Genomic DNA, 18,506 nt, shown 5'->3' with positions numbered 1-18,506 from the left:
GCGTTAACTCCGGCCGACATAGGAGACACACCGCATGGCCGCCTCTTTCGTCGAAGTCGTCGCCCAGGATGGCGGCCGTTTCAATGCTTACGTCGCGCGACCGGCGCAAGGCTCGGGTCCGGGGCTCGTCCTCCTGCAGGAAATTTTCGGCATCAACGAGACGATGAAGTCGATGGCCGACCGATTCGCGGAAGAAGGTTATGTCGTGCTGGTGCCGGATCTGTTCTGGCGGATCAAGCCGGGCATCTCGCTCGGCTACGGCGAGGCCGATATGAAACAGGCGCTCGACTATCTCGGACGTTTCGACACCGATCTCGCCGTCGACGATATCGCGGCAACGGTCGCGACATTGCGCGCGTTGCCCGAACAGGCCGGCAAGGTGGGCACAGTCGGCTACTGTCTCGGCGGCAAACTCGCGTTCCTGAGCGCGGCACGCACTGACGTGGACTGCGCGGTCAGCTACTACGGCGTCGGTCTCGAAGCGTACCTGGATGAAGTGCCGGCCGTACGCTGCCCCATGGTGTTCCATTTCCCCGAGAACGACGCGCACTGTCCGCCCGAAACGCGCGAACGGATCAGCGCCGCATTGCGCACGCGTCCGCAGATCGAACAATACGTGTACCCGGGCTGCGATCATGCGTTCGCCGCGCCATCGCGCCCGCAGTACGACAAACCCGCCGCGATGATGGCCTATTCGCGCACGCTCGCGCTGCTGCGCAAAGTGCTGGGACCGGTCTACGATCTGAACGCGTTGTGGGAAGCACATTGCTACTACGAGTTCGCCACGCGCGACGTCGACGCCGTCATGCCGACCATGGTCGCGCAACCCTACGTCAATCATGTGCCCACCATGACGGGCGGCGTGGGACATGACAAGCTCAAGCGTTTCTACACGCATCACTTCGTCAATTCGAATCCCGCCGACACAAAGCTGATTCCGATCTCACGCACGATCGGCGCGGATCGTATCGTCGACGAGTTCATTTTCAGTTGCACGCATAGCTGCGAAATCGACTGGTTGCTGCCCGGCGTCGCGCCAACCGGCAAATATTTCGAAGTGCCGATGCTGGCGGTGGTGTGCTTTCGCGGCGACAAGCTCTACAACGAGCACATCTATTGGGATCAGGCATCCGTGCTGGTGCAGGTCGGCTTGCTGAATCCCGAGGGGCTGCCGGTGGCCGGCATCGAAAGCGCGCGCAAGCTGCTCGATGAAACGTTGCCGTCGAATCAGTTGATGGGCGCGAAGTCGCGCGTGTAAGGGTTGGTCAGGGTTTGACCGAGGTTGGCCGTGTTTCATCCGAGGTGAGCAACTAGAGCCCCGCCTCGGCACAACACCCCTATGATGTGACTCTCCACAGCCCACCGCCCCTCGACTCATGCTGATCGTCCATCATCTGAACAACTCCCGCTCGCAACGCGTGTTATGGCTGCTCGAAGAGCTCGGCGTTCCGTACGAGATCAAGCGCTACGAGCGCGACCCGAAAACGATGCTGGCGCCGCCCGAGTTGCGCGCGGTGCATCCGCTCGGCAAGTCGCCCGTCATTACCGACGACGGCCAGACCCTCGCCGAATCCGGCGCGATCATCGAGTATCTGGTCGACAAGTACGGTCAAGGCCGCTTTGCGCCGGCAGCAGGCTCGCCCGAGCGGCTGCGTTATACCTACTGGCTGCACTATGCGGAAGGCTCGGCGATGCCGCCGCTGCTGCTCAAACTGGTCGCCCTGCGCATTGGCAGCGCGCCGATGCCGTTCTTCGCCAAGCCGATCGCCCGCAAGATCGCGTCGACGTTGCAATCGAGCTTTGTCGATCCACAGTTGAAACTGCACCTCGGCTACATCAACAAGGAATTGGGCGCGACCGGCTGGTTCGCCGGCAACGACTTCAGCGCGGCCGACATTCAGATGAGTTTCCCGCTCGAAGCCGCCACCGCCCGCGGCGGCATGGAAGGGCAGATTCCCGCGGTGGTCGATTTCCTGACGCGCATTCACGCGCGGCCGGCTTATCAGCGGGCATTGGAGCGCGGCGGCAAGTACGAACTACTGGGTGCCCATTGACGGCAAACGCGGCCCAGGAATTCGTAGTTGTGGGTCGAAAGTCGCGGGTGCTAGACTAAAATTTCCCATTGCCATCAACGGGTTGCCGACCGGGTTTCCAACTTCGTGCCGAGCGGCGGCACGTCCGGCATCCGGTTTGTATTCGTTTGCATTCGTTTGCACCCGCTTGACCACGGCAGAGGAGCCCCCGCATGACCCATTCCATCCACGGCAACAAACGCTGGCTGGCGCTGATCGTTCTGTGCCTCGGCGTGCTCATGATCGTGCTCGACACGACGATCGTGAACGTTGCATTGCCGTCTATCGCCGCGGACCTCGGCTTTACCGAGACCTCGCTGGTGTGGGTGGTCAATGCCTACATGCTCACCTTCGGCGGCTGCCTGCTGCTTGGCGGACGGCTCGGCGATCTGTACGGCCACCGCAAACTGTTCCTCGGCGGCATCACGCTGTTCACGCTGGCGTCGCTCGCATGCGGCATGGCGAATTCGCAAGTGCTGCTGGTCTGCGCGCGTGCCGTGCAGGGTTTGGGTGGCGCGGTCGTCTCCGCCGTCTCGCTCTCGCTGATCATGAATCTGTTCACCGAAGCAGGCGAACGGGCGAAAGCCATGGGCATATACGGTTTTGTCTGTGCGGGCGGCGGCAGCATCGGCGTGCTGCTCGGCGGGCTGCTGACCAACCTGTTGAGCTGGCACTGGATCTTTCTCGTCAACTTGCCGATTGGCATTGCTGTCTACGCGCTGTGCGTCGCGCTCCTGCCGTCGGCACGCGGCCATGCGCATGGGGAACGGCTCGACGTAGCCGGCGCGGTAACGGTCACGGCTTCGCTGATGCTGGCCGTGTACGCCGTCGTGAACGGCAATGAAGCCGGCTGGACCTCGGCGCAGACGCTGGGCCTGCTGTTCGCCGCGCTCGTGCTGCTGGCCGTGTTTCTCGTGATCGAAGCGCGCGTGCAGCATCCGTTGATGCCGCTCGGTCTGTTCCGCCTGCGCAATGTCGCGACGGCGAACGTGGTCGGCGTCCTGTGGGCGGCCGCCATGTTCGCGTGGTTCTTCATCTCCGCGTTGTATCTGCAGCGCGTGCTCGGTTACCGGCCCTTGCAGGTCGGGCTCGCGTTTTTGCCGGCCAATCTGATCATGGGGTTCTTTTCGTTGGGCCTGTCGGCGCGCGTGGTGATGCGCTTCGGTCTGCGTCTTCCGCTTGCCGTCGGGCTGCTGGTCGCAGCGTGTGGACTCGCGCTGTTTGCGCGCGCGCCGGTCGATGGCAGCTTCGTGCTCGATGTGCTGCCCGGCATGATGATGCTCGGCTTCGGCGCGGGCATCGCGTTCAATCCTCTGCTGCTCGCCGCCATGAGCGACGTCGATCCGAGCGATTCGGGCCTGGCGTCCGGCATCGTCAATACGTCGTTCATGATGGGTGGCGCACTCGGCCTCGCGGTGCTCGCGAGTCTCGCCGCCGCGCGCAGCGACGCGATGCAGGCTTCTGAAAACGCAGTGGCGGCACTCAATAGCGGCTATCACGTGGCGTTTCTGTTCGGTGCGATTTTCGCCGCGGCGGCGGGCGTGCTGGGCGGTTTGCTGTTGCGTCCGGGGCAAGCCGGCGGTGCCGAAGCGGCCGCTCACGCCGAGGACGCGTCGACATCGGAACATCCTCGCTCGACCGGCAACGAGGCCGCAACGGAAAACTATTGATTCACGGCGTGTTTCGGCTCACCGGCCGAAGACGTTTCGCCTGCCTGAGCGCACGCCGCTCGCCACACCTGCACGCGGACCGTCGCAAAACAGCAAGCGCGATCAAATGCGCCGCATCGCGCCTGGCTATGCTGGCTTCATGCAGACATGAGAGCCGAAATGAATCCCGTTGGAAAAGCGCTCTGGTTTATCGAAAGCCATTTCGCCCACGAGTTGACGCTCGACGACATCGCCAATTGTGGATGCGTGTCGCGTTTTCACCTGGCGCGTGCTTTCGAAGCGGCCACCGGGCTTTCGGTGATGCGCTATGTTCGCGCGCGCCGCTTGAGCGAAGCGGCACGGCGTCTCGCCGACGGCGCGCCCGACATCCTGACGGTCGCCATCGACGCCGGCTACGGTTCTCACGAAGCATTCACGCGAGCGTTTCGCGAGCAATTCGGACTCACGCCCGAAGCACTGCGCACGCGTGGTCATATCGACAACCTTGCCATCGTGGAGCCGGTCAAAATGGACGAAACCCTTCTCACGCATCTGGAGCCGCCGCGTTTCGAAGACGGCAAACCGTTTCTCATCGCGGGCCTGAGCGAACGCTACACCTGCGATACCAGCACTGCCATTCCGTCACAGTGGCAACGCTTTGGCAGCTACTTCGGCAAGGTGCCGGGGCAAGTGGGCGGCGTGGCCTACGGTGTTTGCTACAACGCCGACGACGCGGGCAATTTCGACTACCTGTGCGGCGTCGAAGTCAGCGACTTCTCGGCGCTGCCCGCCGAGTTGAGCCGCGTACGCATCGCCGCCCAGCGCTATGCTGTATTCAGCCACCGCGAACACATCTCGTCGATCCGGCGCACCGTGAACACGATCTGGAATCAATGGCTGCCGGCGTCTGGACACGTGCCTGCGGATGCGCCGAATTTCGAGCGCTATAGCGAGCAGTTCGACCCGGTCAACGGCATGGGTGGGCTTGAAATCTGGCTGCCGCTGAAGACCTGATTCGAGACCTTGCCGATTCCAGACGCTCGGCGATGACGCGGCCCGCCTGCTTTAACCAATGATGGGTGGCGCACTCGGCCTCGCCGTGCTCGCGAGTCTCGCGGCCGCGCGCAGCGGCGCAAGCCGCTTCAGCGGCTCCGAATTCATGGTTAAGGCAGCCGCGAGACCGGCATAGGGATATTTCAACAACCGGCTAAAGAATCAATTATGACTTCCGTAAACATGTAGATATCTTTAACTCCATGATGAGGCTGAAGCTGGCGTGAGTGTGAGTTGCCAGAACGACAGCCGGCGCATCAGTCGCAACGGACCGGACAATTATCGTGACGTATCTTAAGAACATGAGAGTTGCGACCCAGCTCGTTTCAGGTTTCGCGGTAGTCATCCTCCTGCTGGTTGGTCTGGGCGTGTTTTCGCTCAGCGAGGTTAGCGCTGAAAATGATCACGTGGCGGTACTGCGCGATAAATGGTCAGCCAGCGTCAGCAGCAGCCTGAAGATGCAGGACGCCCTGAACCAGATCCGGCTGGCGGAATTCCGGATGGCCTCGACCGATAAGCTCGATGAGGTTCAGGCAGTGGACTCGAGGATGGAACCACGCATCGCGGCATTCCGACGCGCCAGCACGGACTACGAAAAGCTCATCTCCGAGCCGGCGGAGAAAGCGGCTTTCGCGGAACTCCAACCCCTGGTGGCCCAATACATGGATCTCGACCAGCAGGTGCGCACGCAAGCGAAAGCCGGCAACGCGCAGCAAGCAATGAGCATCCTGACAGGACAGGCCGGCAAGGTTCGTGATGCCATTGCAAAAGATATCAACCAGATCGTCGCCGCCAGTGAGCAAGGCGCCTCCACAGAAGGGAAGATTGCCAACGACGCTTATCACACCACGATTGCGTTAACGATCGGCTTGATCGTCGCGGCGGCGGTGATTGGGGTGGGCGTGGCGCTTGTCATTGCCCGCGGTCTGGTCAAACAGCTCGGCGGTGAGCCTCGGGAAGCCGCAGCGATGGCAAGTGCGATCGCCGGTGGCAATCTACGCATCGCCGTGCCGCTGAAGGCCGGCGACACCAGCAGCCTGATGCATTCGCTGGTCGCCATGAAAGAGCAGTTGACTGACATTGTCCGTGGCATCAAAAGCTCAAGCGAATCGATTTCACTCGCCGCCGCAGAGATTGCGCAAGGTAACACCGATCTGTCGCAGCGAACGGAGGAACAGGCCGCCTCGCTGGAGGAGACCGCGTCGAGCATGGAACAGTTGACCAGCGTCGTGCGCCAGAATGCTGACAATGCCAAACAGGCAAGCCAGTTGGCCGGCGCGGGCTCAACCGTCGCACAACGGGGCGGTGCGGAGATTGGCCACGTCGTGACAACCATGCATGAGATTGCCGATAGCTCCGCGCGGGTCTCCGAAATCATCAGCGTCATCGAGGGGATTGCTTTCCAGACCAACATCCTGGCGCTCAATGCGGCAGTCGAGGCGGCCCGCGCCGGCGAACAAGGTCGCGGTTTCGCCGTAGTGGCCGGCGAAGTCCGTACGCTCGCCCAACGCAGCGCGAGTGCCGCGAAAGAAATCAAAGACCTGATTACAGAGTCGGTGACACGAATCGACACCGGTTCGAAGCTGGTCGAAAGCGCCGGCCGTACGATGAGCGAAATCGTGACATCGGCGAGCCGCACGACCGACATCATGAACGAGATCGCCGCTGCTTCCGAGGAACAGAGCACTGGCATCGGACAGGTCAACAAGGCCATCACTCAGATGGATGAAGTGACGCAACAGAATGCGGCCCTTGTCGAGCAGGCATCGGCGGCAGCGCAGGCGCTGGCGCAACAGGCGCAAGAGCTGCGGGACGCGATATCTGTCTTTAATGTCGACAATGCAGCTTCCGGCGCGGCAGTAGCGGCGCACGAGATCGCCCGGCCGGTTGCCCACAAGCCGCAAAGTCGGGCGCAGGCTCAAACTGCCCAAGGGCGAAAAACAGTGCGTACCGAACCTGTACGCACTGACGTGTCCCACGTCGCCGCGAACGATGCAGGTAACTGGCAGACATTCTGAGCGAATGTGAGGCACTGACCTGAAGTCGTTAAAGCGCAAAGGATGCCCGCAAGGTCACTAGCGCGGGATGCCCGACGTACGCCTCACAGTCGCGAGGCGGCAGCCCTACCAGTGGCGCCGCCCATACCACTCATGACGGCCCCACCAGCGGCGGCCATCCCAGTACCGGCCACCATGCCAGCCGACCACAACGACCGGGGCCACGACCGGCACCGGCTGATAGGCGACATAGGCGGGCGGTGGCGGCGGTGCATAGACCGGAGCGGGCGCGACATAGACCGGCCCTGGCACGCCAATGTTGAGCCCGACCGAAACACCGGCATTGGCCATCTGCGAAGCCCCAAGGACGACTGCCCCAAGTCCCAGTGCGATCAACATTCTGTTTTTCATTTTTGCCCTCCGTGTCAGGCGAGTTAACGCTTTTACTTTAGCTAGAGGGCGCTCGCTTTGAGTTACATGAGTGCAACAAAGTTGACCGTTGAAATTTTTCTGTTTAATCGCCTGGTGGCGGCGAACCCATTGCGCGTTGGGGCTTGCGGAAAGGTCAGCAAAGAGAAAGCAACGCACGGTAACAACTGAAGGCGTTTTTTAAGCATTCGATAAGCGGTTGCGTCGACGCCTCGCCCCTTCACTCTTCGCGCTTAGCCACCATCGCATGCAAGCGCACGCTGAAGTCATCAGCGGCACGCTGCTAATCGTCCAACTCCACTCCATCATCCACGTTGATCCGCACGCGTTTCAGGAAGCGGTCTACTAGCCGCCCGCCAAACGGACTGCGGTTGTAGCATGATTCAATGCATCGATAAATTTTGTTCTCAGATCGGAAATAAATCGTTATTCATTAAGGCTCGTTGTATCTAACATATCGTTTAGCCGCTCAATGAAGCGCACATTCCTTTCAACTTCTGAAAGCCCCATTGCGATGACTACCCCACTCCTCCCGTTCCATATTGCATTTCCGGTCCACAGCATCGAGGCGGCGCGCGCGTTCTACGGCGACCTGCTGGGCTGTCCCGAAGGCCGTAGCGCGCCCGACTGGGTCGACTTCAATTTCTATGGCCATCAGATCGTCGCGCATCTCGCGCCGGACGAAACGGGCGTGAGCTCGACCAATGCCGTCGATGGACACGGCGTCCCCGTGCGCCATTTCGGCGCGCTCCTGACGATGCCGCAATGGACGGCGCTCGCGGAAAAACTCAAGGCGGTCGGTGTGGAATTTGTGATCGAGCCGTACATCCGCTTTAAGGGTGAACCGGGCGAACAGGCCACCATGTTCTTCCTGGACCCGAGCGGCAATGCGCTCGAATTCAAGTCGTTCGCGAACCTCGATATGCTGTTCGCGAAGTAAGGTCGCTGGCGAGTCGTCATGCAAGGGTGGAATGAGCTGCGGGCAAGATGCCATTACAATCCAGCACTTCGATCTGACGACGGTGAAGTGCGCTATGAGATTCCTCCTTGCATCGACACTCGCGGCGGTCATCGCGACCGCCAGCATGGCTGCGGCGGCCCAAACAGCAGGCAGCGGCAATACGCCCTCATTGCAGTGCGCCATTGGGTATGTCACGGGCGTCGGCGGCGCCGCGCAGAGCTTCCGTGAGTACCTTGCGGCCCCCGACAGGGACAAATACCGCTACATTGCGGACAACCCGATCCAATGCAAGGTCTCCGACGAGGGGCGCGCGTCTGGCTGCACCGGCGTCACCAACCTTCGGCATGAAAAAGTCAGCGTGTACGACGACGTCGACAGCGAGACGATGGCCGTGGTCGCGCGCGTGGAACTCGAGCACGGCACATACCCGGTGATTATCGTTGTGCGAAAGCAGGACGTGAAATGCGAAGAGTGAATGCGGGGCGCGCGGCGGCCTTGCAGTAAAGGACAGTTTTTGCCCGAGGTAAAACGGACAAAAACCGTCTCAGTGCACGAATCGTCGAACGATTCGGATGCATGCGCTACCACTCGCTTCCCATTCCTGATCGGCTAGTGTGACGTGACAACCGCCTGCTGCAATGCGTCGGCTCTTTGCGCTGCAGCGGTTTTCTCTGACGAGGTTTCACGCTCTGCGGTGCCGGCGGTGGCTGCAGGTCCATTCGCTCTCTGCGATGCCTCTGCAAGCAGATTTGCCGCCTGACGCGCTGTGATTCGGCTGTGCGCCACCCCCTTCGCATCGAGTGCGATCACCTGGTACAACTCGCGGTCGCATTCGAGCTCTTGTTGATACTGCTCCATCGTGTCCACCAGCAATTCAAGCAGCGTCTGACGACGTCGTCTTTCCTCACTCGTGATGGCAGGATTCCTACATATCGAGGACGCAAGTGTGATCAAGGTATCCAGTTGATCCCGATGCCGGTCGGATAAATGGAATGCCGACAGGGCAAGTTTCTCGTACTGGAGTGCGTCGACAGGCGGACGTGCGTCGGGTTGATTTTTTGTGGACTTGCTCATGGTGCGATCTCCCTGTTGCTTATCGGATCGCCCGACACTCGCTTGCAAAGTGGGTGAGCGGGCACGAAGTCGGGTTGACAGACCGGTGTTCTAACGAGCCGGCGAGCCTTGCGGCTCCCCCACCACGACCCGCCCATTGAATAGACGTGCAGCAGCAGACGCACTCCCGCCTGAGCGGGTGTGCGGTTAGAACAATCAGGCTGTCAAACCTGGTCGCCAAGTGTTTCCCGGCGACTTGTTAATTATAAGGCAGGCTACCGAGGTTCACTTCAACCTTGCAGGCGAAATGTTTGATTTGGCCGAATGGATAAGGACCGGTGAGACAAGAGGCAGGAAGTTGCGGCGTCTCCGAAGATCGGTGATCGGCAGGAATCTACCCGAAGGGGATCGTCACGACGCTCCGAAGCGGCCATTCCAGCCCCTAATGGGCAACCGGACCGGAGACAAGTGCGCTCAAACGCCTATGTCTAAGGAAGTCAGTCCGACGACCGCTCTTCTGACCTTCAAATCGCGAGTGACAACGCAATTCCCACAGGAGGCCAGCGCAAAGGCGGCTAGGCCGTTGAGCCTGTGACGATTGGTTGGTAGTAACCGGTGGCAGCCGGCGAGAGAATGTGAACGTTATCGAATCCGGCTCTGGAGGCATGAGATGCTATCTCGTCAGGTGTGATAGCCCGATAACGACCGACAAAATGCTTTGATTGCCAGTTAAGGTCGCTTGTCTGGCGAGTGATATAAAGGTGAACGGAATAACGTCGGTCATCGTGCCAGTCCCAGATCTGATGGACAATACGGCGAAGACCGTTATCCATGAACATCGCCGGAGGCATCACGCTAGGCCGTTGTACCATCAGCGTGCTGTAGTCACGCAAACTGATAAATACCTGGCCGCCGGGTCGTAGACTCCTGCGCATTGCCGCAAACGTTCGAGCCACGTCCTCGTCACTATCAAGATGCGGAATGGCGTTGTCGAATGCAACTATCGCCCCGTACCGGTGCGCTTCGCACGTTGCAAGCAGTCGCATATCGTCAATACGAAATTGAATATTGAGCTTCCGCTTTGCGGCCTCTCGCGATGCTCGCTCGATTTCCAATTTCGACAAGTCCGTTCCTTCGACATCATAGCCAGCACGGGCGAGACCCAGGGCTTGAGTCCCAATCCCGCACGCACAATCGAGAACCGTACCGATCTCATCAGGCGATGGTAGAAGTCGCGCCAAAATCGCCCGTTGACGTTCTATTGCCTGTTCCCAATCATCGAAAATCAGATGATAAGAAGACGCCATATCGTCGTAGAAGCTATCTGCATTTAGGCTCATACGAAATCCGTGTAAATGAAACCAAATTCTCGCACGAGAATGTCGTGTCAGCGCAGCCGCTGGACTGGCTTCACGACCGTCCGAAACTGGTCGAGACGAGAACACGCGACGGCTTGTCCTCAGATATGGAACAGTACAAAAATTATTTACCAAGTTCGCCTATAACTGCCGAAATGAAGCTCTTTAGTTTCGGCGTCTGTCGGCGATCAGGATGATAGATAAGGTGAATTGGACGTGACGGCGTTTCATAGTCAGGCAACACTTTGACAAGACGTCCAGAGTACAACCCTTCTCTGGCGAGATCTTCAGCGATGAACGCGATGCCAAAGCCGTTCAAGGTGGCGATGAGAAGCGCCTTGGCATCATTCACTCGCAAGCGATGCTTCATGTCGAGGCGGTAGTTTTCATCACCACGCACAAAGCGCCAGTCACTGACGGTGGGACCGGACGACGAGGCGTACACCAGGCATTCGTGGGTCTCGAGATCGGCCGGCGTTGCGGGAACACCTCTCTCGCGCAGGTAATCTGGCGATGCGCAGGCTACCAGACGAAAGGGCGCGAGTTCGCGAGCCGTGAAGCTGGAGTCGGCCAGCGGACCGATACGAAACACGGCCTCGAACTCCTCCTCCACCAAGTCAACAAAGCGGTCATTGAGTACAAGATCGACTTCCACCTCGGGGTATTGCCGCAAATAGCGCGTGATGACCGGCGTCAGGCTGTGCGTGCCAAACGATACGGGCGCGTTGACGCGCAAGCGCCCGCGGGGTGCTCCCCTGGCCTCGTCAGCGAGAGAATCCGCCCAGTCCGCATCCGCCAAAACCAGCTTGCAACGATCGTAATATGCCTTGCCGATATCCGTCAGGCTCTGGCGGCGCGTCGTCCGGTTGAGCAACCGCGCGCCCAAACGGCTTTCGAGCCAGGTCACGTGTTTGGCGATCATCTGAGGCGACATGCTCAGAGCGTTGGCCGCTGCTGCGAAGGAGCCGACCTCCACTGTTTTGACGAAAGCGGCCATGCTGGCGAGGCGGTCCATTCCCTACTCCTGGTGGTGACACCCTTGTCGAGACCAGTCTTTATACCGGAGTTGGAGGTCAATAGTATCTTGCGCATAGGCCCTTGGGGCCGTCACGGGAAAGGCTCTTGTCATGACCAAAATCGGGATCATCAGATCCGGCAATATCGGCGGCGCGCTTACCCATTTGTTCACGAAGGCAGGGCACGAGGTCGCCGCCGCCAACTCACGCGGACCTGATTCACTCGCGGACCTGGCTCGAGAGACAGACACGCGCGCCGTGACTGTCGCGCAGACAGTGCCTCGTTGACTCTGTATCCACTACCCTGCGGCTCAGCCAGCCTGAGCATAGCAAGCAGCCGGTACGCCCGAGGCCGATCCTCCACGGGCAAGCGCGGGAACGTCATTATGTTGAAACGTCGTCATTTCCTTGGAGCAGCATTCGGCTCGGTCCTCATTCCCGGTCTGGCGGCAGCGCAGATACAAGCAGCCAGGACGGGTGGCTCTGGCCAGCTCGGCCTCATGCCCTTGGCCCCGACCTCCGCCGCCGGGCGCCTGAATGAACCTGGTCCGGAAAATGCCGCCATGGCGGCATACGCGGGTTTGTGGGACGTCACCGAGACGGTATGGGATAAGCCAGGCGGCACTCCGGTCACGACAACCGGACTCGTCGCCGAACGCCGCATGATCGGGTCCTACCTGCAGGAGTTCATCCGTCCGGCTTCGGACACTTCTAGCCACGACATCAAGCGCATTGACTACCTGAGCTTCCAACGCGTGGAAGGCCGGTGGAAATACGTGTCGATAGAGATGCGAGCGCCGGTGGGCATCATGCCCGCCTACAGTTTCGACCGCGGCGACGCGGCCGGCGTCGTGCTCGTCCACGAACCGTTCGCGATCACGGGCGGCGGGTCCGACGTGGCGGGGCAGATGCTGCGCATGAACACGGTCATCACCCGCGACGGCCCGGACCGTGACGTCAAGAACCAGCACTTCATATTGTCTGACGGCACCGGAACGGTCTGGCTCGCACACCGTTACGCCTATACACGCAGGGGCTGACGCCGAAGCCCTAATCGCCCTGAATGACACGGAGCGCTCGCGTGAAATCCTGGACAAATGTGCTGCTGGCCGCCGCTTTGCTATTCACAACGCCGCTGGCGCTCCGGGCTGCCAACGCCCTCGAGCCGCCGCCAGGGTTGAGCAGCCGGATCGATGCAATCCGGCACCGAGGGGTGCTGTGGGTCGCGGTGCTCAGCGAGTTTCCATGGCTGATCAAGAACCCCTCAGCCAACGCCGCGCCGTTCCGCGGCCCTGCCTGGCGATTGGCCGAGGAATATGCCCACCGCCTTGGAGTGAGCATCGAGACGACACCCGTCACCTCGGGCGATAAGGTTTCGATTCTGGCGAGCGGCGCGGTCGACCTCTCCGTCGCCCCACTGTTGGTGACGCCGGAGCGCGAGGCCGTCGTGGATATGATCCCCTATTCTGCCTCGGCGCATTGCGTGTTCGGTCTGGCAGACAATCCCAAGGTGGCGGCCGCCGCCCGGCTCGACGATCTCGATCAATCCGCGGTGACGATCGGCTTCATCATCGGCACACCACAAGGGGTCTGGCTGCAGAAGCGGCTCGTCCGGGCGGCGCGGGACGGCATACCTGGGAACCTCACCGATTTGGCCACGGGCGAGATCCTGGCACACCGCGCCGACGTAGTGCCGATCGACAAGTTCTTTTTCCGCACGTTGCAAAGGAAGGTGCCCGGGCTTGCGTCGGTGCCGAAGGACTGCCTGGCTAGCCAGGAGCTGCCAGTCTCGATCGCCATGGCGATCGACAAGGGTCAGCCGGCGTTTCTTGATTGGCTGCGGGCGGTCGCGGCCAGCATCAAACCCGAGGTGGACGCCGAGATGGCGAGAACCGTCCAAGCGGGTCCGTGAGCCGGTATGAATAGAGTTAGACCCCGACCGGAGGCAGGTGCGCAGCGCTTCTTCTCGCGCTCAGCCTTGTGCCGGAATCTGCCGCCACGCCACGTCGTCGTGCGCCATGGGCGACGACCGCAATGGGTACGTCAGAACCCCGCGTTGCCGCACACACTGCGTTCGCTCGCTGAACGTGCGGCAATGCTGGCCGACTACTGCCCGACGCAGCCGACCGGGTTCGACCCGAAAGGATCGGTCGACTCCCTCCATAGCGGCCGCTCGCTCCGGAACGCACGCGAGCCGTGCGTTCAACAATGAATCTTTTGAACAGTCCGCTGTAAAAACTTTCGCAGGGTGATTTGGCCCGGCCTTTACGATTTCGCATCAACAACCATACCAATCAATAAAGAGCGAGTGCTTGGAGTTGACTTTCTGTAATACGAGGAGAATTAGCGAAACGGAATTTTTCTCCGTACCCGTCGCTCGCGCAGGAACATGAGAGTAAGCTTTCTCGATGAAAGACATTTGGATCAAAGGACAGCCGATGCTAAACGATCTGGGCGATTTCGACGATTACATGAAGACGCAGGTGCACAAATGGAATGCACCCGGCATTGGCGTCACTGTTGTAAAGGACGAGGACGTAATTTTCACAGGCGGTTACGGTTATCGTGACTATGCAAATAACCTGCCGTTTTTATCGTCAACTTTGTTTCCCATCGCGTCGAACACCAAGTTATTTACAGCTATTGCTGCTGGCATCCTAGTCGAAAAGGGCGCGCTGACCTTCGACCAGCCGATTCGCGATGTTGTCCCGAGTTTGCGCTTCTATGACAAGTCGCTTGATGCGACGGTGACACTCCGCGATATGCTCGGACATCGTACCGGTGTGCCCCGGTACGACATGATCTTGCATAGAGCCAATTTCTCAAAGAAGGATTTATTCGACCGGATCCGATTCATGAAGCCGGTTGCGCCATTCCGGTCGAAGCTTATCTACAACAACATGATGTACGAGGCTGTGGGTCACATCATCGAGTTGCTGAGCGGCAAACCGTGGGATGCATTCATCCGCGACGAAATCCTGGCTCCCTTGGGTATGTCTCAGACGACATTCACCGTTGCCGACATGATCGCTCAACCGAACCACGCGGTACCGTTCACAGAAAGACGCGACAGTGACGAGCTCTGGCAAGCACCGTATCCGGAGTTGAACTGGTCGAGTCCGGCAGGGAGCATCGTCTCCAGCCTCGATGATATGAGCCGCTGGCTGTCCGCGTTGATGAACAAAGGAATGGTGGCTGGCAAGCAGGTGATCCCCGAGCGCATACTGCAGGCGACCTTGGCGCCGGGGCTCGCATTTCCGCACCCGCTGGGCGACTTACTTGGTTTTCAGCCTGAGATCAATGCAATCTATGGAATGGGCCGGCAAACCTCCTCGTATCGGGGACACCTGCTTGCGAGTCACGGTGGTGATCTCCGCGCCTTCCATTCGCAGGTCTCGTACTTACCCCGCGAGAGATTGGGTGTAATCGTGTTCGCGATCGGCGATCACTGCGCAATGCTGCGCGACGCTGTCGGCTACAACATCTACGATCGGCTGCTAGGGTTGGATGAGTCTGGTTGGATGGACGCATTGCGAGAGTTCCACCTGAAAGCAAAACAGGACATGCGCGAGTCACGCGAACGGGTGAAGCCTAGTGCGATTCCAGATACACGGCCTTCACACGATCTAGAAGACTACGTCGGTCGCTACGAGCATCCTGCCTACGGGCAACTGCATATCTCACTCAATGGTTCCCAACTTCAGTTTCATTTCCGTCAAACTGAGCTGCCGTTGAATCATTACCACTACGACCGGTTCGATAGCCGCGATGACGAGGTCGAAGGGGCGTGGTCCATGTCCTTTCTAACCAGTCCACTCGGCGATATCGACCGCGTCGGTTTGTGGCTCGACGCGACGGATGCTGTGTTCGTCCGGATTCCGGACGCGCCTGCGCTAGATGTGCTTAAGCAGCTAACCGGCACATACCAAGGTACTGTCGGTGACAAGTGCACGATCAAGCTGCGACGCGACAACCATCTCACGCTGCACTTTCCAGGTGCTCCTGCGGAAGTTCTAACTCCGTTCAAGGATCTTCAGTTTCGCAACCCAAAATGGCCGCGAAGAATTTTCGAGTTCGTGATGGAAGACGGGCGTGCGACTGCGTTGAGGCACTGGAACTCGATCGAAGAGTTCGTTTTGACTCGGGTCGAGAATACTGATTTCACCGATACGATGGAGGATGAAGGGTCAATAACAGATTGAATTAGGCGGCCCGACCGGACGCAGTAAGTGAATGGGCTTCGCTGCGGTCATTATCCAGTTGCGAGACAAGTCCCATTGGCACTCCCTCGAAGTTACGTGTCCACGTAACTTCGATAAAGACTGCCCGCCGTCCTCGTCTCTTCTTTCACTGCTTACTTGGTTCGATTCAATACCAAATTGTGCACGGTTCGCGACGCGGCTCCGAAGGTCCCGTCTTGGTCGAACAAAGTCCAACAGGCCTCAGTCGTCTAGCTCAATGCGATAGCGAAGAGTGTCAGCGAATCCGTAGGCGGCAGTCTTTTTGAACCGCTCGATCAGGACACCACTGCATGCTGCGATCACGCGCTGCGAGGCTATATTTTCGGGATCAACCGTTAGCTCGACGTAGGACAAGCCTTGCAGCCTCGCTTCGCCCAGCATCAAGCTGAGCGCCTGTCTGGCGTAGCCGTTGCCGCTCTTCCACGGCACGACCGAGAAGCCGATGTGTCCGAGTACATGCGGCGGCAATTCGGCAGTTCCAGCCTGCCAGCGAAATCCGATTGCGCCGCTAACGTCCCCGTCCCAAATCCATCGAACAATGCTTGGCAGACGGGCGATGGTCGATCCGTCGGGCAGAGGAATCGGACCGCCTGATGCGGTCGGATCATCCAGGCCGTCGACAAATGCCTCCGCGTTCAATTCGATAGCGTGCAACTGTTCGCGCGCAGCGACCTCCTTGCGAACATTGTCAGGTGACCATCCCGCCTCAAGGGCAGAAACGTAGCTTGGCAGCAATGCAATCGTAGGCCTCAGGAGTTCAATTTCGGTCGTCATTTTGTTCGTGTTAGGAGCAGCGATTGTCAACAGTCTACGCGGCGGCGTCGAGTGTCTCAAATTGGCCGAATGCCGCCCGATAATGACCGTCCCAGTTCGACCCTAATCGGTCGCTCGCTATTCCTCCACGACTGACCGCTCGGACCGCAGAATGAGGCAGGCACAGTCAAGGAGTGCAATCAGCTCTGCGGCCGAGGCGATGCAGCAGTATCGGCTGCGTAGACGACGGCGTTCCTTCCGCTCCTTTTAGCCTCGTACAGCGCCAGATCAGCTGAATTCGTCAATTCATCCAGTGACGATGGAAGTGAGCGTCGACCGGTCGCGCACCCAATACTGACCGTGAACGGTGGAATTGCTCCGGATGGTACTGTCGGTTGCCCATGCTCAACTTCCTGACGTATAGCTTCAGCGATCTGAGCCGCTCCCGTTTTGTCCGTATCGGGCAGCACGACAACAAACTCTTCCCCGCCGTATCGCGCGGCGAGATCGACACGACGACGCACGTGTCGATTGATGCATTCCGCGAGATGTTTCAGTGCAATATCACCTTGAGCGTGACCATGCCTGTCGTTGTACTGTTTGAAGTTGTCCGCATCGACGAACAGCAGCGATAAGGAACCATCGCTGCGCTGCAGTCTTCTCCACTCGTTTTCGAGGACCTCGTCGAGAGCGCGGCGGTTCCTGAGCCCTGTCAGCGGATCGGTTTGGGTTAGCTCCATAAGCAGTACCTGAGTCTTTGCGTGGTCCCGCAGCGCAAAAGCAAGGAGCCAGACCACCGTGCAGAACGCAAGACTAACCGACGAGGCCGAGACGCCGACTATCCATGACAGTCGCTTCCAGGACGCCAGCACGTCGCTTTCCGCCGGCGCGACAACGGCGATGAGCGGCGTCCCGGGAACACGTTGAAATGTATACAGGCGCAGGACCCCGTCCGAGATCGAGGGAGCAGAATAGAACCCGGAATCATGGTCCACCATACGCGGAAACGTCGGTGACTTACCCAGATTGACCAGCCTTGCCTGGCTGATGGGGGGATTTCTGGCCACCAGCGTACCGTCCGTACGAACGATCGCAGTGACGCCGTTTGGCCCCACGTCCAGTTTTGCAAGAAGTTGTTTAAAGTATTCGACGTCAATGGCAACAATCGCTACTCCGCCGAATGACCCGTCGGGCTGGCTCATCCTTCTCGTCATCGCAATTGATTGCGCGCCAGGCCGCGACCGTGCCCGGTAGACTGATGACACATACAGTCCGACATTCGGCGACTGGCGGTGAGCAATGAAGTAATCCCGGTCGCTGAAATCCCAGGTATGGGAGCTGGAGCAGCAGCCGTCGATCAGTCGTCCCTTATTGTCCGTCACCCCCATACCGGTAACGTACTCGGCAGCGGTCCGGCCAAACAGCAATTCGTGACGCAGGTCCACATTCATGCTCTGGACAGCAGGCTTGTTCAGTGCGGCAATCAAGGCACGAAGTGAATTGTCCGACGTTTCAATCGTCCGGGTGATGTTGCTGACCAGAACGGCGGTAACGTTTCTGGAGGTTTCATGAGCATGTTCGACAGCGGCGTCACGAGAGGCCAGAAGTGTGACCAGACTGATTGCCATCACGCCTAATGCCATCAGGCTACCTAGTGCACCGACAATCAAAGGATGTCGGCCTGCGAGAACAGCCAGTTTTCCGGTGGTAATAGAAACAGACACGATCACGTTGTGGTGGGTACGCTCGGTCCAAACGTCGTTGTCCCGCCGTCGTGGCGAGATTATCGACTCGGTGTAGGGAGTCCTGCGGCAAAGGAATGCCCGAGTGTCGTGAATAGCCGATGACCGGGTTTACGGCAAAGACAGCAAAAAGTAGAGGCCTTGGTCCAGTTTTACCGCTGCCGTTGACATGGGTTATGTGC

Annotated in this window: 17 protein-coding genes and 1 pseudogene; 11 read left to right on the top strand and 7 right to left on the bottom strand. The window is 59.4% G+C overall.

Annotation, left to right across the window (positions count from 1 at the left end; genetic code table 11):
• The first annotated feature begins 34 nt into the window (after positions 1 to 34).
• From ACOSV0_RS23430 to ACOSV0_RS23410, 5 genes are all read left to right on the top strand, one after another.
• Positions 35 to 1,258: a dienelactone hydrolase family protein gene (locus tag ACOSV0_RS23430; RefSeq protein WP_434114095.1), complete on the top strand. Its 1,224-nt coding sequence runs from the start codon at positions 35 to 37 to the stop codon at positions 1,256 to 1,258.
• Between the two features lie 118 nt (positions 1,259 to 1,376).
• Positions 1,377 to 2,054, top strand: a complete 678-nt coding sequence (locus ACOSV0_RS23425) for a glutathione S-transferase (protein ID WP_434114092.1) — start codon at positions 1,377 to 1,379, stop codon at positions 2,052 to 2,054.
• 191 nt (positions 2,055 to 2,245) lie between these two features.
• Positions 2,246 to 3,742: a DHA2 family efflux MFS transporter permease subunit gene (locus tag ACOSV0_RS23420; protein ID WP_434114090.1), complete on the top strand. Its 1,497-nt coding sequence runs from the start codon at positions 2,246 to 2,248 to the stop codon at positions 3,740 to 3,742.
• 159 nt (positions 3,743 to 3,901) lie between these two features.
• Positions 3,902 to 4,735 (top strand): AraC family transcriptional regulator, encoded by an 834-nt coding sequence (locus ACOSV0_RS23415; RefSeq protein ID WP_434114089.1) that lies wholly within the window; start codon positions 3,902 to 3,904, stop codon positions 4,733 to 4,735.
• A gap of 323 nt (positions 4,736 to 5,058) precedes the next feature.
• Positions 5,059 to 6,792, top strand: coding sequence for a methyl-accepting chemotaxis protein (locus tag ACOSV0_RS23410; protein ID WP_434114086.1), 1,734 nt, complete (start codon positions 5,059 to 5,061; stop codon positions 6,790 to 6,792).
• 105 nt (positions 6,793 to 6,897) lie between these two features.
• On the opposite strand, the gene ACOSV0_RS23405 is transcribed toward ACOSV0_RS23410, so the two are convergent.
• Entirely contained in the window at positions 6,898 to 7,182 is a 285-nt protein-coding gene (locus tag ACOSV0_RS23405) for a hypothetical protein (protein WP_434114085.1), read from the bottom strand.
• 304 nt (positions 7,183 to 7,486) lie between these two features.
• Positions 7,487 to 7,576, bottom strand: a pseudogene (locus tag ACOSV0_RS23400) (LysR family transcriptional regulator); the annotation flags it as partial.
• Between the two features lie 138 nt (positions 7,577 to 7,714).
• On the opposite strand from ACOSV0_RS23400, the gene ACOSV0_RS23395 reads away from it, so the two are divergent.
• Positions 7,715 to 8,140 carry a VOC family protein gene (locus tag ACOSV0_RS23395; protein ID WP_434114083.1) on the top strand — a complete coding sequence of 142 codons (426 nt, stop codon included), beginning with the start codon at positions 7,715 to 7,717 and terminating at the stop codon, positions 8,138 to 8,140.
• Between the two features lie 94 nt (positions 8,141 to 8,234).
• A complete protein-coding gene (locus tag ACOSV0_RS23390; RefSeq protein WP_434116086.1) occupies positions 8,235 to 8,636 on the top strand; it encodes a hypothetical protein in 402 nt (133 codons plus the stop codon).
• 134 nt (positions 8,637 to 8,770) lie between these two features.
• Here ACOSV0_RS23390 and ACOSV0_RS23385 read toward each other — a convergent pair whose 3' ends face one another.
• The 3 genes from ACOSV0_RS23385 to ACOSV0_RS23375 all read right to left on the bottom strand — a co-directional run bounded on the left by ACOSV0_RS23385 (position 8,771) and on the right by ACOSV0_RS23375 (position 11,587).
• A complete protein-coding gene (locus tag ACOSV0_RS23385; protein ID WP_434114081.1) occupies positions 8,771 to 9,235 on the bottom strand; it encodes a hypothetical protein in 465 nt (154 codons plus the stop codon).
• A gap of 554 nt (positions 9,236 to 9,789) precedes the next feature.
• Entirely contained in the window at positions 9,790 to 10,554 is a 765-nt protein-coding gene (locus ACOSV0_RS23380; RefSeq protein ID WP_434114078.1) for a class I SAM-dependent methyltransferase, read from the bottom strand.
• Positions 10,555 to 10,696: 142 nt separating this feature from the next.
• On the bottom strand, positions 10,697 to 11,587 hold the full coding sequence (locus ACOSV0_RS23375; RefSeq protein ID WP_434114076.1) for a LysR family transcriptional regulator: 891 nt from the start codon (positions 11,585 to 11,587) through the stop codon (positions 10,697 to 10,699).
• Between the two features lie 112 nt (positions 11,588 to 11,699).
• Between ACOSV0_RS23375 and ACOSV0_RS23370 the strand changes: the two genes are divergently transcribed.
• From ACOSV0_RS23370 to ACOSV0_RS23355, 4 genes are all read left to right on the top strand, one after another.
• Positions 11,700 to 11,876, top strand: coding sequence for an NAD(P)-binding domain-containing protein (locus ACOSV0_RS23370; protein ID WP_434114074.1), 177 nt, complete (start codon positions 11,700 to 11,702; stop codon positions 11,874 to 11,876).
• Positions 11,877 to 11,974: 98 nt separating this feature from the next.
• Positions 11,975 to 12,628: a hypothetical protein gene (locus tag ACOSV0_RS23365; RefSeq protein ID WP_434114072.1), complete on the top strand. Its 654-nt coding sequence runs from the start codon at positions 11,975 to 11,977 to the stop codon at positions 12,626 to 12,628.
• A 41-nt stretch (positions 12,629 to 12,669) separates the two neighbouring features.
• Positions 12,670 to 13,500 (top strand): substrate-binding periplasmic protein, encoded by an 831-nt coding sequence (locus ACOSV0_RS23360; protein ID WP_434114069.1) that lies wholly within the window; start codon positions 12,670 to 12,672, stop codon positions 13,498 to 13,500.
• A 526-nt stretch (positions 13,501 to 14,026) separates the two neighbouring features.
• A complete protein-coding gene (locus tag ACOSV0_RS23355) occupies positions 14,027 to 15,790 on the top strand; it encodes a serine hydrolase (protein ID WP_434114065.1) in 1,764 nt (587 codons plus the stop codon).
• A 240-nt stretch (positions 15,791 to 16,030) separates the two neighbouring features.
• Here the strand turns inward: ACOSV0_RS23355 and ACOSV0_RS23350 are convergent, their stop codons facing one another.
• A complete protein-coding gene (locus tag ACOSV0_RS23350; RefSeq protein ID WP_434114063.1) occupies positions 16,031 to 16,603 on the bottom strand; it encodes a GNAT family N-acetyltransferase in 573 nt (190 codons plus the stop codon).
• A 179-nt stretch (positions 16,604 to 16,782) separates the two neighbouring features.
• On the bottom strand, positions 16,783 to 18,225 hold the full coding sequence (locus ACOSV0_RS23345; protein WP_434116084.1) for a diguanylate cyclase: 1,443 nt from the start codon (positions 18,223 to 18,225) through the stop codon (positions 16,783 to 16,785).
• Positions 18,226 to 18,506 lie beyond the last annotated feature (281 nt).

The organism is Paraburkholderia caffeinilytica, from assembly GCF_051027425.1.
GTDB classification, from domain to species: Bacteria; Pseudomonadota; Gammaproteobacteria; order Burkholderiales; family Burkholderiaceae; genus Paraburkholderia; species Paraburkholderia caffeinilytica_A.
Note: the sequence above shows the minus strand (reverse complement) of the source record. Positions and strands in the feature narration are given on the sequence as shown.